Source organism: Rhodococcoides corynebacterioides NBRC 14404 (assembly GCF_001894765.1).
GTDB lineage: Bacteria > Actinomycetota > Actinomycetes > Mycobacteriales > Mycobacteriaceae > Rhodococcoides > Rhodococcoides corynebacterioides.
Map to the genome: position 1 here is coordinate 187,020 of NZ_BCWV01000005.1, position 14,722 is coordinate 201,741.

Below are 14,722 nucleotides of genomic sequence, written 5' to 3' on the forward strand. Positions count from 1 at the left end.
TCCGCTGTGACATAACACCTTCGGCGTTGTGAGGCTTACGGATACGGCACCGGCGAATTGTGTTCGTGTCACGCGCCTTTGCGTTCGCTGTGGTCCGCTGCATCACGGCCTTTCGTCGCGGCGGCCTTCTTCGCCGCAGGTTTCTTCGCGGCAGCTTTCTTCGCAGGAGACTTCTTCGCGGGAGTCTTCTTCGCGGGAGTCTTCTCGGCTGCAGTCTTCTCGGCAGGAGCCTTCTTCGCGGAAGCCTTCTTCGCAGGAGCCTTCTCGGAATCCCCGTCACCACTGTCCGGCGCGCGCCCGCGCCCGGACCGGCCGGCGGCCTCGACGCTGCGCTGCAGCGCGGCGACCAGATCGACCACCTCGGCGTCCTCGCCCGTGTCCTCGTCCTCACGCTCGGCGTGGACCACCTTCTCGCCGCCGTTCTCGATGGCCTCGTCGAGGACCTTCCGCAGTTCGACCTGGTACTCGTCCGTGTACTCCGACGGGTCGAAGTCGCCGGACATGCTCTCCACGAGGGCACCCGCCATCTTCAGCTCCTGGGGCCGCGGCGAACTCACGCCGTCGAGGGAGCCGAACTCGGCGGCGCGGACCTCGTCCGGCCACAGCAGGGTCTGGATCATGAGGACGTCCTCGTGCACGCGCAGGGCCGCGAGACGCGTCTTCTGCCGAAGAGTGAAGTGCACCAACGCCGTTCGGTCCGTCTCGGTGAGGGTGTCCCGCAGCAGCACGTACGCCTTGGGGGACGTCGAATCCGGCTCGAGGTAGTAACTCTTGTCGTAGAGGATCGGATCGATCTGCTCCGTCGGAACGAACTCCAGCACCGGGATCTCGTGCTTCTCGGCGGCGGGGAGCGACGAGAAGTCCTCGTCGGTGAGGATCACGCGATCGCCGTCGGGCGACTCGTACGCCTTGTCGATGTCGGCGTACTGGACGGACTCGCCGCAGACGGAGCACTTGCGGTCGTACTTGATGCGACCGCCGTCCTTGCCGTGGACCTGGTGGAACTTGATGTCGTGGTCCTCGGTGGCGGTGTACACCTTCACCGGGACGTTCACCAGCCCGAAGGCGATGGCGCCTTTCCAGATCGATCGCATGGCGTCAATCTTGGGCCACGGGCCGTCACGGCGCCACCACCTGTCACGGCAACCACGGAACCGATACCCGTGCGCGCCGACCGACGGTACGGACGATGGCGCGTCGGTGGCGCGATCCGGCCTCGCGGAACAGCTCGCCCATGGCCCGCGCCGTCCCGGGGAGGTCGTCGTCGCCGGACAGATAGGCACGCTGGGCGGCCACGGGGAGATCGAAGAACCGATCGAAGAAGTCCGCGAGCTCGTCCGACGGGAGACCGAGCAGCACCTGTCCGCCGAGTCGTCGCAGGGACGCCACCGCGGCGGCGGACCGAGAGGTGACCGGTGTGCCGGCGACGACGTGGCGGGCCACCGCCTCGGCTCGACGCAGCGACGACGCCACGCTGTATCCGGTGGCCGGGTGCAGGGCGGCGCTGCGGGCGCCGGTCACCTCCACGCCGGCCGGCGGTCCCGACGGCGGAGCCATGGCGAAGCGCACGCGTTCGACGTCCTCGTCGCCGCGGAGCGCGACGCCGCGACCCTGCAGGCGGCGGTGCAGTCGCGCGGCCAACTCGGCCTGGTCGGGACCGGGCTCGCCGACCAGCGACGTCTCCTCGAGCAGCACCCGATCGGCGTCGAGACGCACGCCGTACAGGAACGTCGGGTGCTCGTGCGGGTCCGTGCCGTTGTCGCGTCGCCAGTCCATGACCAGGGTGTCGGCGCCCTCGAGCGCAGGTTCCGCGACCTCCGGACGCACGATCACTCCGTATGCCCGCTGCTCGGGCACCCCGGGCCCGACGGCGGAGCCGCGTGCGTCGATCACGACACCCGCGCCCACGCGGCCTCCGCTGCGCAAGGTCACGCCCCCGGCGTCCACGGTGACCGCGACGTCCCGCACCACGGAGGCCGGATCGACGGTCAGCGCGCGCTGCAGGGCCACGGTGTCGAGCACCGTGTACGCGCGAGCCACGTGATGCCGACGAGCGCCGACGACGGTCGCGGACGGCGTCGTCGTCGCGCGGACGTCGGACGGAAGCCAGTCCGGCAGTTCGTCGTCCCACATCGCGTACGTCTGCGTCCACCGACGATCCGGGCGAGGATCGACGAGGACGACGGCGGCTCCCGCCGCCGCGATGCGGTGCGCCGCGGCACGTCCGGCAGGTCCCGCCCCGACCACCACGGCGTCGGGTGAGGGGAACACGGTCAGAGCGATCCGGTGGCCAGCAACCCGCCGTCGACACGCACGGTCTCGCCGGTGATCCAGGACGCCTCGTCGGAAGCGAGGAACCCGACGAGCGCGGCGACGTCCTCGGGCGTGCCCAGGCGCTTCATCGGGTAGCCCTGCGACGCCGCGTCCTCGCCGCCGGCCACGAGGGCCTCTGCGAACTTCGTCTTGACGACACCGGGGGCGACCGCGTTGACGCGAATCCGCGGCCCGAGCTGCCAGGCGAGCTCCTCCGTGAGCCGGATCAGAGCGGCCTTCGAGGCACCGTAGGCGGCGATGACGCCGGTGGAGCGCAGTCCCGCGACACTCGCGACGGTGACGATCGCGCCGCCGTGCTCGCGCATCCAGGCGTGGTAGGCGCGTTGCGTGTATCCGAGGGTGGCGACGACGTTGACGTCGAAGATCTTCTTCACTCCGTCCAGGTCGGCGTCCATGAGGGAGCCGTAGACGGGATTGATCCCGGTGTTGTTGATCAGGATGTCCAGCGATCCCAGTTCCGCGACCGTCCGGTCGACCGTGGACTGCCGGGATTCCGCGTCGCCTGCGTTGCCCGCGATCGGCAGGACGACGGCACCGGGCACGGCGGCGCGCAACTCGTCCGCGGCCGCGTTCAGCTGGTCCTCCTTGCGCGCGGTGATGGTGACCGCGGCGCCGCGGGCGAGCAGGTCGGCGGCGACGGCCTTGCCGATGCCGCGACTCGCTCCGGTGACCAGGGCGACGCGGCCCTGCAGATCCGTGTGGGTGCTCATGGGCCCGACGTTAGCGGAGTCACTCTCGAGCGGTGAATTCACTGGTTCTCGGCGGATAGAATGAGGGTTTGCCGCATCGCCGACGTTGGGAGTTCGTACCGTGATCACCGCCACCGACCTGGAGGTTCGTGCCGGTGTGCGCACCCTTCTCTCCGCCCCCGGGCCCGCGCTGCGGATCCAGGCGGGCGACCGGATCGGCCTGGTGGGCCGCAACGGCGCCGGCAAGACGACGACGCTGCGCATCCTGGCGGGGGAGGGGGAGCCCTACGCGGGCTCCGTCACCCGCACGGGCGAGCTGGGGTACCTCCCGCAGGACCCAAAGGAGGGCGATCTCGACGTCCTGGCCAAGGACCGCGTGCTGTCCGCTCGCGGCCTGGACTCGCTGCTGCGGAAGATGGAGAAGCAGCAGGCCCTGATGGCCGAGGTCGCGGACGACGATCGTCTGGACAAGGCGGTCCGCAAGTACGGCGAGCTCGAGGAGCGATTCGCCTCGCTGGGTGGTTACGAGGCCGAGAGCGAAGCGGCCCGCATCTCCAACAGTCTCGGCCTTCCCGACCGCATCCTCGCGCAGCCGCTGCGCACGCTGTCCGGTGGTCAGCGTCGTCGCGTCGAGCTCGCGCGCATCCTCTTCGCGGCCTCCGACGGCAGTGGAGGCCGGTCCGGCACCACCCTGCTGCTCGACGAGCCGACCAACCACCTCGACGCCGACTCCATCACCTGGCTCCGCGGCTTCCTGCAGAACCACGAAGGCGGCCTGGTGGTCATCAGCCACGACGTCGAGCTGCTCGCGGACGTGGTGAACCGCGTGTGGTTCCTCGACGCCGTCCGGGGCGAGGCCGACGTGTACAACATGGGCTGGAAGAAGTACCTCGACGCCCGCGCCACCGATGAGCAGCGACGACGCCGTGAGCGCGCCAACGCGGAGAAGAAGGCGTCGGCGCTCCGGGCCCAGGCGGCCAAGATGGGCGCCAAGGCCACCAAGGCCGTCGCGGCGCAGAACATGGTCAAGCGCGCCGACAAGCTCATCGCAAACCTCGACGAGGAACGGGTGTCGGATCGCGTGGCGCACATCCGCTTCCCGGAGCCGGCGCCCTGCGGCAAGACCCCCCTGATGGCGTCCAACCTCACCAAGGTCTACGGCTCGCTGGAGATCTTCACCGGGGTGGATCTGGCGATCGACCGCGGCTCTCGCGTGGTGGTTCTCGGCCTCAACGGCGCGGGCAAGACCACCCTGTTGCGGATCCTGGCGGGGACGGAGAAGTCGGACTCGGGCGGGCTCGAGCCGGGCCACGGTCTGCGCATCGGTTATTTCGCCCAGGAGCACGACACGCTCGACGACATGGCGTCGGTGTGGGAGAACGTCCGGCACGCCGCGCCGGACACCCCCGAGCAGGAACTTCGGTCGCTGCTGGGTGCGTTCATGTTCACCGGGCCGCAGCTCGAGCAACCGGCCGGCACGCTGTCCGGCGGTGAGAAGACCCGTCTCGCGCTGGCCGGCCTGGTGTCCTCGGCCGCGAACGTGCTGCTGCTCGACGAGCCGACCAACAACCTCGACCCCATCTCACGCGAGCAGGTCCTCGAGGCGCTGCGCAGCTACAAGGGCGCGGTGGTGTTGGTGACGCACGATCCCGGTGCTGCCGAGGCGCTGTCGCCCGAGCGGGTGATCCTGTTGCCGGACGGCACCGAGGACCACTGGTCGCAGGACTACCTGGATCTGATCACGCTGGCCTGACGGTCAGTACGCCGCCCTCGTCGGCCACGTCGATCGTGCGCCCGACCAGCGAGAGTGCGTCGGGCCACGCCTCGGCGGCCGTCGTGCGGCCGGCCACTCGGCGACCGTCCGCGGTCTCGGCGATCACCAGGGTGGCGTCGGGCGTCCCCGCGCGGCCGAACGTGGTGGCCGCGGTGAGCACCGTGACGGGCCCGCGGTGATCGGTGGCCACATCCGCGGCTGCCGGCGCGACCGTGACGACGCCGCCGTCACCGAGGCGCCCCTCGGGGTGCGGCTCCGTGCCGAGCAGGACGACGTGCTGATGTGTCAGGTATCCACCGTTGGCGTGGACCAGAGCCGGACCGGCCGCGCGATCGCGACGAAGCCGGCGCACCGCCTCGGCGATGCCGTGCAGGCTGTAGCTCGACAGGGGACCCCCGAAGAACGAGTGACCGCCCAGCAGGGTGGGAAGCAGGTCCTCGGCCGCGCCGATCGACCGCAGTTGCGCCAGAAGCAGTTTCGGGACGATTGGGAAGCAGCTGTAGGCGTCGACGAGGGCGGGCGGACCCGCCGCACCCACCCGGTCGATCACCGAGGCGAGGGCGGGGGAATCGCCGAAACTGCGGCGCTGCACCACATCCGGGGTGTCGGAGGCCCCTGCACCACCCCACACGTGGACGACGCGGTCCTCCGGAACACCCGCGTCTCGCGCGGTCTGCAGCGAGCACACCACCACGGCCGCCGCCTGATCGACGAACGGCATGGCGTTCATCGACAGCGGATAGGCATCGGAGACGGCCCGGTTGTCCGGTGTCACGGAGGCGATCTCGTCGGCGGTGCGTGCGCCCGGGTTCCACGCCGCGGGGTGGTCGGCCGACACCGCGGAGAACCGCGCGTACAGCTCGGCCGACTCCGCTCGGGCCCGGTCGGCCGTCAGGCCGAGGGCGTGAGCACGGGCGTTCTCGAACAACGGGTAGATCTGGACCGGAGCCAGGATGCCCGCGCGCTGCATGGCCGCGCTGCCGAGGTCCTCCGGATCGAACGTCGGCGGCCCGCCCGGCTCGGCCGTCCAGCCGGCCTCCACCGGGTCCCGCCCGGCCTTGCCCAGTCCTCGTAGTGATGCCTGCGCCTCGCCGCCGACCACCAGGGCGACGTCGTCCGTCCCGTCGGCGATGCCGTCGGCGACGGCGTTCAGCAACGCCACCGGCCAGTGCCCGCCGACCGTCGTCGTGGACGACGTCCGCAGAGTCCAGCCGTGGCGACGGGCGAGGAGGCCGGGAAGATTGTCGTACCGCCAGCTGGTGGTCCGCACCGCGTCCACCCGCGTCACGGCCTGCGCGAGGCGGCCGGACCCGGTGTCGGTCAGCGCGCGACGGACGGCGTCGTCGACGAGGTCGAGCGGTTCCGCGGGCGTCGGCGGCGTGGTCGCCGAGCCGCGCGAGAGATCGGCGACGCCCACGATCACGGGCAGTCGTCGTGGATCGGTGCCGGTCATGCGCGCTCCCGTCGAACGGATTCCTCGACGAGGTCGAGGACTGCGGACAGGTCGTCGGTGTCCTGTCCGGAGGCCAGCCGGGTCACGAGCCCGTCCATGACCAGGTCGAGAAAGCCCAGCAGCACCGTGGTGGGCACGTCGTCGCGCAGTCGGCCCGCGGATCGCTGACGCTCGAGGCGGGCGAGCACGGCCCCGCGCAACTCCACCGAGCGCTCCGTCCACCCGGCCCGGAACTCGGCGTCGGTCTTGAGGCGGCGTGCGATCTCGAGGCGGGTGCCGAGCCAGTCGAAGTCCTGGGGTGCGGCCAGCATGTCACGCATGACCTGCACGAGGCCCTGGTCCGCGGCGACGTCGGCCATGCGATGGGCATCGTCCCGCGCCAGCGCCAGGAAGAGCCCGTCCTTGTCCTTGAAGTGGTGGAAGATCGCGCCCCGGGACAGTCCGGTGGCCTCCTCGAGCCGCCGGACGGTGGCGCCCTCGTAGCCGTACGCGGCGAAGCAGCGCCGGGCGCCGTCGAGGATCTGACCTCGGCGGGCGGCGAGGTGATCCTCGCTGACCTTCGGCACGTCCGTCTCCTGTTCGTCTCGATGGCGTCGTCGCACGGGGAGCCGGGCCACCATCGCAGAACGCGCACGACCGGCGAGCGATCGTGCGCGTTCCGCGTGGGGTGTCCGGCGAACGGGGTCGGCTGGAATCAGCCGATCATGTTGCGCAGCACGTACTGCAGGATGCCGCCGTTGCGGTAGTACTCCGCCTCACCGGGGGTGTCGATGCGGACGACGGCGTCGAACTCGATCTTCTCGCCGTTCTCCTTGGTCGCGGTGACGTGCATCGTCTTCGGCGTGCGGCCCTCGTTCAGCTCCGTGATGCCGGAGATGTCGAAGGTCTCGGTGCCGTCGAGCTTCAGCGACGACGCCGACTCGCCCTCCGGGAACTGCAGCGGCACGACGCCCATACCGATGAGGTTGGAGCGGTGGATGCGCTCGAACGACTCGGTGATGACCGCCTTCACGCCCAGCAGGCGCGTGCCCTTGGCCGCCCAGTCACGCGACGAACCCGAGCCGTACTCCTTGCCGCCCAGCACGACCAGCGGAGTACCGGCCTTCTGGTAGTTCTGCGACGCGTCGTAGATGAAGGCCTGCGGGCCACCGTCCTGCGTGAAGTCACGGGTGTAGCCGCCCGAGACGTCGTCGAGGAGCTGGTTGCGCAGACGGATGTTCGCGAACGTGCCGCGGATCATCACCTCGTGGTTGCCGCGACGCGAACCGAAGGAGTTGTAGTCCTTGCGCTCCACGCCGTGCTCGTCGAGGTACTGCGCCGCCGGCGTACCCGGCTTGATGGCACCGGCGGGCGAGATGTGGTCGGTCGTGACCGAGTCACCCAGCACGGCCAGCACGCGGGCACCCGTGATGTCGGAGACGGGCTCCGGATCCTTGGGCATGCCGTCGAAGTACGGAGGCTTCCGCACATAGGTGGACTCGGTGTCCCACTCGAACGTCTTGCCGTCCGGGGTGGGCAGTCCGCGCCAGCGCTCGTCGCCCTTGAAGACGTCGGCGTAGCCCTTGGTGTACATCTCCTTGGAGATCGACGAGTCGATGGTGTCCTGGATCTCCTTGGGGGAGGGCCAGATGTCCTTCAGGAAGACGTCGTTGCCCTCGGAATCCTGACCCAGCGCGTCGTGCTCGAAATCGAAGTCCATGGTTCCGGCCAGGGCGTACGCGATCACCAGCGGCGGCGAGGCCAGGTAGTTCATCTTCACGTCGGGGGAGATGCGTCCCTCGAAGTTGCGGTTGCCCGAGAGCACCGCGGTGACCGTGAGGTCGTTGTCCTGAATCGCCTCGGAGATCTTCGGATCCAGCGGGCCCGAGTTGCCGATGCAGGTGGCGCAGCCGTAGCCCACGAGGAAGAAGCCGAGCTTCTCCAGAGACGGCCACAGGCCGGCCTTGTCGTAGTAGTCGGTGACCACCTGCGAGCCCGGCGCCATGGACGTCTTGACCCACGGCTTGCTGGTGAGGCCCTTGTCCACGGCCTTCTTCGCCAGCAGGGCGGCGGCGAGCATGACCGACGGATTCGAGGTGTTGGTGCAGGAGGTGATCGACGCGATGGCGACCGCACCGTGATCGAGGACGAAGGAACCCTGCTCGTCCGAGTCGACGCGCACCGGGTTGGTCGGGCGACCCTCGGCGTTGCCGGCGGCGGAGTGCAGCGGAGCCGCATCGTCGTCGGCGAAGGACAGCGTGGCCGGATCCGAGCCCGGGAACGTCTCGTCGAGTGCCTCGTCCAGCTTCGACGGGGTGGCGTCGACGTCCTCGCCACCCACGTAGTTGTGGATGTCCTTGCGGAACGCGATCTTGGACTCCGACAACAGGATTCGGTCCTGCGGACGCTTCGGGCCGGCGATCGAGGGGACCACGTCGCCGAGGTCGAGCTCGAGGTACTCGGAGTACGCCGGCTCCTTCTCGGGATCGTGCCACATGCCCTGTTCCTTGGCGTACGCCTCGACCAGAGCCAGCTGCTCCTCCGAGCGTCCGGTCAGGCGCAGGTAGGACACCGTCTCGTCGTCGATCGGGAAGATCGCGGCGGTGGAGCCGAACTCGGGGCTCATGTTGCCCAGGGTCGCGCGGTTCGCCAGCGGCACCTCGGCGACACCCTTGCCGTAGAACTCGACGAACTTTCCGACGACGCCGTGCTGACGCAGCATGTCGGTGACGGTGAGGACCACGTCGGTGGCGGTCACGCCCGGCTTGATCTCACCGGTGAGCTTGAAGCCGACCACGCGGGGGATGAGCATGGAGACCGGCTGGCCGAGCATGGCCGCCTCGGCCTCGATACCGCCGACGCCCCAGCCGAGCACGCCGAGGCCGTTGACCATCGTGGTGTGCGAATCGGTGCCGACACACGTGTCGGGGTAGGCCTGACCGCCCCGCACCATGACGGTGCGGGCGAGGTGCTCGATGTTGACCTGGTGCACGATGCCGGTGCCGGGCGGGACGACCTTGAAGTCGTCGAACGCACCCTGGCCCCACCGCAGGAACTGGTAGCGCTCACCGTTGCGCTGGTACTCGATGTCGACGTTGCGCTCGAAGGCGTCCGCGCGGCCGAAGACGTCGATGATGACGGAGTGGTCGATGACCAACTCGGCGGGAGCGAGGGGATTGACCTTCTCCGGGTCTCCGCCGAGAGCGGTGACGGCCTCGCGCATGGTGGCGAGGTCGACGATGCAGGGCACGCCGGTGAAGTCCTGCATGATCACGCGGGCCGGCGTGAACTGGATCTCGATGGACGGATCCGCGGTCGCGTCCCAGTTCGCGATCGCGTCGATGTGATCCTTGGTGATGTTGGCGCCGTCCTCGGTGCGCAGGAGGTTCTCGGCGAGAACCTTCAGTGCGTAGGGCAGCTTCTCGGTGCCGGGGACGGCGTTCAGACGGAAGATCTCGTACGAGTTCTCTCCGACCTCCAGCGTTCCCTTCGCGCCGAACGAATCGATACTTGCGCTCACGTCAGCTCCAGTCGTCTTCTCTTCGCTACCGCCGACGGGGCTGTGTCGACGGTCTACGAGAGGAAGCGGGTCACCCGCGATCGGGTCGGATCGGGCTGGATCCGGCGCCGCTGCTCTCTCGGTTCGATCCTAACAGTACGCTTGTCCTGTAAAAAAGGCGCGAACCGTCTCCGGTCGGCGCGCCGTGGACCGGCGTACGGACCTCATCGTTCTCCACCGGCGACACAGGTGCAACGAGCGGGGTCGGAGAGCCGACCGTGCCGTAGGGTCCAGGCGCGATGTCGATCTCACATTCCGTCCCGGTTCACGCCGCTCCCGCGGCGGCGGAGATTCCGCCGTTCGTGGACGTCCCGTCGACACTGGCCGATGTCGCCGCCGACGGCGTCTCGGCGCCGGCCGAGCTGGTGCCCGGCCTCGAGGCCGTCGTGGCGCGGGCGCAGGACGAGGGCATCACCCTGAACATCGTGGTTCTCGACGAGCCGGCTCGGCTCGATTCGTATCTCCGGGACCTGGCCACCGAGGTGGGTGCGGCCGACGGCGGTACCGTGCTCGTTCTCGGTCCCGGCCAGGTGGGCACCTTCAGCGACAGCATCGACCGCGTGACGCTCGAGGCGGGCCAGGACAGCGCCTACACCTCCGATCCCGTCCTGTCGGCGAATCAGTTCCTCGACGTCGTGGTCGCGCCGGGGCCGTCGTGGACCGGACTGACGCTCGCGCTCGTGGCGGTGGTCGCGCTCGTCCTCGGTGCCACCGGGTGGGCCAACGCACGTCGCTGGCAGGCGCAGCAGGGAATGCCCGAGCGAAACGCCGACACGTTGGGTCTGGCTGCACCGAACACCGCAGTGTCGGACCCGGTCGACTCGAGGCATGTCACCGCCACGGACGCCGTGCAGGCGAAGAAGTAGGGACATCTCCCGAAATATTTTGCTCGGCCTTTTCCGCACAACCTCCTGATCAGCGCAGATGTCGTCGTCGAACGACATCTGTGTCATTTGTGACTGGAGTTCCCTCAGCGGTCAGAGTGTCGTACGGTTCTCGTGGCACTGCTTGGGGAAGAAGTGTCGCAGAGGGGCGTTCGTGGTCTCCGGGTCGTGCGTGTCGGGCGTGACGATCGGTGTCCGTCCGCCGTTCCCGTGCTGCGTCGTGCCTTCCCTCGGCGCTGCGGGGTGACACGCGCGGCCGACACCAGCGCGGTGGGGACACGAGGGAGACACAGTTGAGTCGAACCGGCCTGAAGGGTCGACGGAGCGCTGCGGGCCGAACCCGGCGTCGGTCGATCGGTGTCGCGGTCCTACTGGCGATCTCCGTCGCGACGGCCGTCACTCCACCCCCGGCCTCCGCCGTTCCGCCCCCACCGCCCAATCCGTCGGACGCCGACATCGCCGGCGCGCAGGCACGGGTCGGCGACGGCATCAGCCGCGTCAGCGATCTCATCGACCGAGTCGCCGCCGCGAATCAGCAACTCGCCGCACTCGATGCCGCTGTCGCCGTGAAGCGCGAGGACGTCAACAAGGCCCTCGTCGACCTCCAGAACGCACGCTCCGCGGCCGACGCCGCAGCCGCCGCCGTGACGCTGGCGCAGCGCGCACTCCAGGACGCCGGCCAGATCATCTCGGACGCGCAGCGCAAGTTCGACAGTGCCGCCGTCACCGATTACATCCGCGGCACCGGCTCCGCCGGGGCCTCGTCGCTGCTCGACGCCGATGGGCCGCAGGACGTGCTCGACCGTGCCCAGCTGCTGCGATTGCTCTCCGCCAAGCAGAACGCGGTGCTCGACGGCCTTCAGCGCGCCCGCACCGAACAGGCCAATCGGGACTCGGCCGCGCGAGCCAGCAAGGTCGAGGCGGACCGTGCCTCCGCCGCCGCCGACGCGAAGAAGGCCGAGGCGGAACAGGCCATCGCCGCCGCGGTTGCTGCTCAGCAGGATCAGTCCGCCCGCAAGGCTGCCGTCGAGGCCAACCGTGACGCGGCCGCCGCCGAGCTGGAATCCGCGCGGGCCGGCGCCGCCGGACTCGAAAGCCAGCGAGATGCGTACACGAGGTGGGACGCTCAGCGTCAGGCCGAGGAGGCCGCAGCGGCGGAGGCCGCGCGCCAGGCGGAACAGGCCGCCGCCGCGGCGGCCGCACGGGTCGCCGCCGATCAGGCCGCAGCCGACCGCGCTGCCACGGCGGCCGCCGCCGCACCCGATCACACCGACCTCGTCGGCGCGACCCGGCCGGGGACCGGAACTTCTTCCGGGTCCGGCGCCGGTGCGTCGAGTGGCGCCGGCACGTCGGGCTCGGGCACGTCGAGTGGCGCGGGTACGTCGAGTGGCACGGGTACGTCGGGCACGGGTACCGGCACGACCACGCCGAGCAAACCGAGTGTCGGTAAGCCTGCTGTGACCGGTAGTGCAGCGATCGAGCTGGTCATCGACCGCGGAATGTCGGTGCTCGGGACGCCGTATTCGTGGGGTGGCGGTAACGAGAACGGGCCCACCAAAGGCATCCGTGACGGCGGTGTCGCCGACAGTTACGGCGACTACAACAAGGTGGGCTTCGACTGTTCGGGCTTGATGATGTACGCCTTCGGCGGCTTGGGCATCTCGCTGCCTCATTACACCGGGTATCAGTACACGGCCGGTAAGCAGGTTCCGTCGTCCCAGATGAAGCGCGGCGACATGCTGTTCTGGGGGCCGGGCGCATCGCAGCACGTGGCGCTGTACCTCGGCGACGGCACCATGCTCGAGGCGCCGCAGTCGGGCGACGTGGTCAAGGTGTCGCCGGTGCGGTGGAGCGGCATGACGCCGTACGCCGTGCGCATGGTGGAGTGACCCACGCCGACCCTTCCCCTCAGAACGGGGGTGGGGTGTCGTCGGGTGGGTGGAGCTTCATCGCGTTGCGGAGTCTGTTGCGGTTGCGTTCCTGTCGTCGGCGGGCGTGTTTCTGCTCGGTGCGTGGGGCGGGTCGGGTGCGTTCGGTGAGGCCCGGTCTCGGTGGTCGCGGCGTGGACGTGTCGGGTGGGTCGCCGAAGACGATCGTGTCGAGTCCGGGGTGGACGTCGTGGCCCGTGAACGCGGGGCCGAGGACGGTGCGTCCGCCGGGGATGGTGATGGTGCGAATCAGCCGGCTCGGATTATTCGGGTCGGGGTACTGGTCGTCGACGAAGTCCCCGAACGTCTTCAGAAGGTGATGGAACCGGCATTTGGCGCCGAGTCCGGCCGCGTCGGTGCGCCCGCCCTGCTCGGGGTGGGTGTGGTCGTATTCGGTGATGTGGTCGAGGTCGGCGTCCCAGGCCGGCTTGTTGCAGCCGGGCCAGGTGCAGAACTGATCCCGCGCCCGCACATAGGCATCGAGGGCGGCGGAGGGGCGGTACGGGTTCGACGGCTGGGTCGCCGGGAGTGGGGTGTCGGTGCCGTCGCCGAGGGGGCGGATGACGGTTCGGGGGTCGGCGGCGAGGTCGCGGACGTGGGCGCCGGAGATGATGCCGATGCCGGCGAGGAATCCGACGCCGTCGACGGTGTCGAGACCGAAGGGCTCCTCGCACCCCCGAGTGCTGGGTGCCTCGTCCTCGGCGACGGTCGCATCGGCGCTGACATCGACGTCGGCGTCGGCTTCGGCGTTCTGCCCATCCGATGACAACGATTCTGCTGAAACCGACTCCACCGCAACCGCCCCCGCCGCAACCGCATCCGCCGCAACCGATTCTGCCGCGGGCGGTTCCGTCGTAACCCGTTCCACTGCAACCGAACCCGTCGCATCACCGTCGACCTCGACCTCGGCCCGGGTCTCGACGCGGTCCGCGTCCGGTCGCGGCAGGTGCTGTGGCGACCTGCAGACCCGGTCGGACTCCGGGGCGGGGACGGGGCCGGTGAGGGTGGTGGTGTCGGTGACGAGGTGGATCACGATCCGCGGCGCGGTCGCCGCGAACCTGCCGGGGTCGATGTTCTTGTAGCGGCAGTCGGTGATGGGGCGGTCGCAGTCGCACCCGAACTCGGTCTGGGTGACCAGCGCGTAGTGCGCATCGGAGGCCCGCGCCGCCTTCGACCGGGTGTCCTTGGGGCACACCTGCGCCGCGAGGCGGTGCACGGTCTCAGCGAACACGGCGGTGTCCTCGGCGGACCGGGTGTCCGTCGTCGTGGCCATCCCGTCCCGCCCGGTCTCGACGGTGAACTCCCGGTTCCGCTTCGCTGCTTCTCGGCGTGCGCGGACGGCGTCGGGGTCGCGGCGGTGCACCATCGTGTCGACCATGATCTCCATCCGCGCCGGCGACCACGACCCGGGTTTACGGAGGGCGCGGGCGATGTCGGCGTCGACCAACGCCGCGTAGCACTGGCCTTCGATGAGTTCGGTGCGGGAGACGATGGTGCGGATGTGGTGCGGGGTGACGATTCCGTCGCGTAGGCACTGCGCGACCTGAGGTAGCCGGTCGCGGAGGGCGACGGCGTCGGTGAGCAGGGTGCGGGCGGCGAACGGGGTGATCGACATCGTCGTGGCGATCGTGGCGGCGCAGCGGGTGAACGCGTCGAGCTCACGCCGGTCCTCGTCCTCGAACGGTTCCACCAGTTCGGCGTGCATAGCGGCGGCGAGCTGGTATTCGAACCACTTCAGGTACGCCACCCCGGCGGCCGCGTGCACCAGGGCGTCCAGAGCCCGGGCAGAGGGCGGGTCGGTGGTGGCGGGCAGACCCAACGCGGAGTGATCCAATGCAGCCCACGGCGTCGCCGCCGTGCTCGCCGCACCTGCCCCCACCTGCACACTCGTCATGCCGCCGACCCCCCAGTCGCTCGTATGTTCGAGTGTACCGGCACCCACCGACACAGTCGATGACACGCACGCACGAACCTGGCGGCCTCAGCGCGGGAGTTGGCCGGCGACGGTCTTCCGGAGCGCCCCGGCCGGCCCCTCGTCACCGCTACCGGTCGACTGTCGGTGACACCTGCCATAGTGGGGGAGGTCAGCAGTGCACACAGGGCATCCGGCGCGCGGTGTCCC

The 14,722-nt window shown here is 69.8% G+C and carries 10 protein-coding genes; 3 read left to right on the forward strand and 7 right to left on the reverse strand.

Annotation, left to right across the window (positions count from 1 at the left end):
- Nucleotides 1-68: 68 nt before the first annotated feature.
- Genes ku through RC2_RS13400 form a run of 3 tightly spaced genes read right to left on the reverse strand, consistent with a single transcriptional unit; the run spans nt 69 to nt 3,044 of the window.
- Entirely contained in the window at nt 69-1,094 is a 1,026-nt protein-coding gene (ku, locus tag RC2_RS13390) for a non-homologous end joining protein Ku (protein ID WP_068152029.1), read from the reverse strand.
- A gap of 43 nt (nt 1,095-1,137) precedes the next feature.
- Complete coding sequence (locus RC2_RS13395; RefSeq protein WP_245811110.1) at nt 1,138-2,271, reverse strand: lycopene cyclase family protein; 1,134 nt, start codon at nt 2,269-2,271, stop codon at nt 1,138-1,140.
- 2 nt (nt 2,272-2,273) lie between these two features.
- On the reverse strand, nt 2,274-3,044 hold the full coding sequence (locus RC2_RS13400; RefSeq protein ID WP_068152033.1) for an SDR family oxidoreductase: 771 nt from the start codon (nt 3,042-3,044) through the stop codon (nt 2,274-2,276).
- A gap of 100 nt (nt 3,045-3,144) precedes the next feature.
- Here RC2_RS13400 and RC2_RS13405 point away from each other — a divergent pair, with 100 nt between their 5' ends.
- A complete protein-coding gene (locus RC2_RS13405) occupies nt 3,145-4,776 on the forward strand; it encodes an ABC-F family ATP-binding cassette domain-containing protein (RefSeq protein WP_068152036.1) in 1,632 nt (543 codons plus the stop codon).
- On the opposite strand, the gene RC2_RS13410 is transcribed toward RC2_RS13405, so the two are convergent.
- The 3 genes from RC2_RS13410 to RC2_RS13420 all read right to left on the reverse strand — a co-directional run bounded on the left by RC2_RS13410 (nt 4,763) and on the right by RC2_RS13420 (nt 9,749).
- Nucleotides 4,763-6,250, reverse strand: a complete 1,488-nt coding sequence (locus tag RC2_RS13410; RefSeq protein ID WP_068152038.1) for an acetyl-CoA acetyltransferase — start codon at nt 6,248-6,250, stop codon at nt 4,763-4,765. The genes RC2_RS13405 and RC2_RS13410 overlap by 14 nt on opposite strands.
- On the reverse strand, nt 6,247-6,816 hold the full coding sequence (locus RC2_RS13415; RefSeq protein WP_068152050.1) for a TetR/AcrR family transcriptional regulator: 570 nt from the start codon (nt 6,814-6,816) through the stop codon (nt 6,247-6,249). Before RC2_RS13415 ends, RC2_RS13410 begins: the two co-directional genes overlap by 4 nt.
- Nucleotides 6,817-6,944: 128 nt before the next feature.
- Nucleotides 6,945-9,749 (reverse strand): aconitate hydratase, encoded by a 2,805-nt coding sequence (locus tag RC2_RS13420; RefSeq protein WP_068152041.1) that lies wholly within the window; start codon nt 9,747-9,749, stop codon nt 6,945-6,947.
- Nucleotides 9,750-10,027: 278 nt separating this feature from the next.
- Between RC2_RS13420 and RC2_RS13425 the strand changes: the two genes are divergently transcribed.
- Complete coding sequence (locus tag RC2_RS13425) at nt 10,028-10,654, forward strand: Rv1476 family membrane protein (RefSeq protein WP_068152043.1); 627 nt, start codon at nt 10,028-10,030, stop codon at nt 10,652-10,654.
- 311 nt (nt 10,655-10,965) lie between these two features.
- Nucleotides 10,966-12,561 (forward strand): NlpC/P60 family protein, encoded by a 1,596-nt coding sequence (locus tag RC2_RS13430; protein WP_068152045.1) that lies wholly within the window; start codon nt 10,966-10,968, stop codon nt 12,559-12,561.
- A 19-nt stretch (nt 12,562-12,580) separates the two neighbouring features.
- On the opposite strand, the gene RC2_RS13435 is transcribed toward RC2_RS13430, so the two are convergent.
- On the reverse strand, nt 12,581-14,494 hold the full coding sequence (locus RC2_RS13435; RefSeq protein ID WP_139277394.1) for an HNH endonuclease signature motif containing protein: 1,914 nt from the start codon (nt 14,492-14,494) through the stop codon (nt 12,581-12,583).
- Between the last annotated feature and the right edge of the window lie 228 nt (nt 14,495-14,722).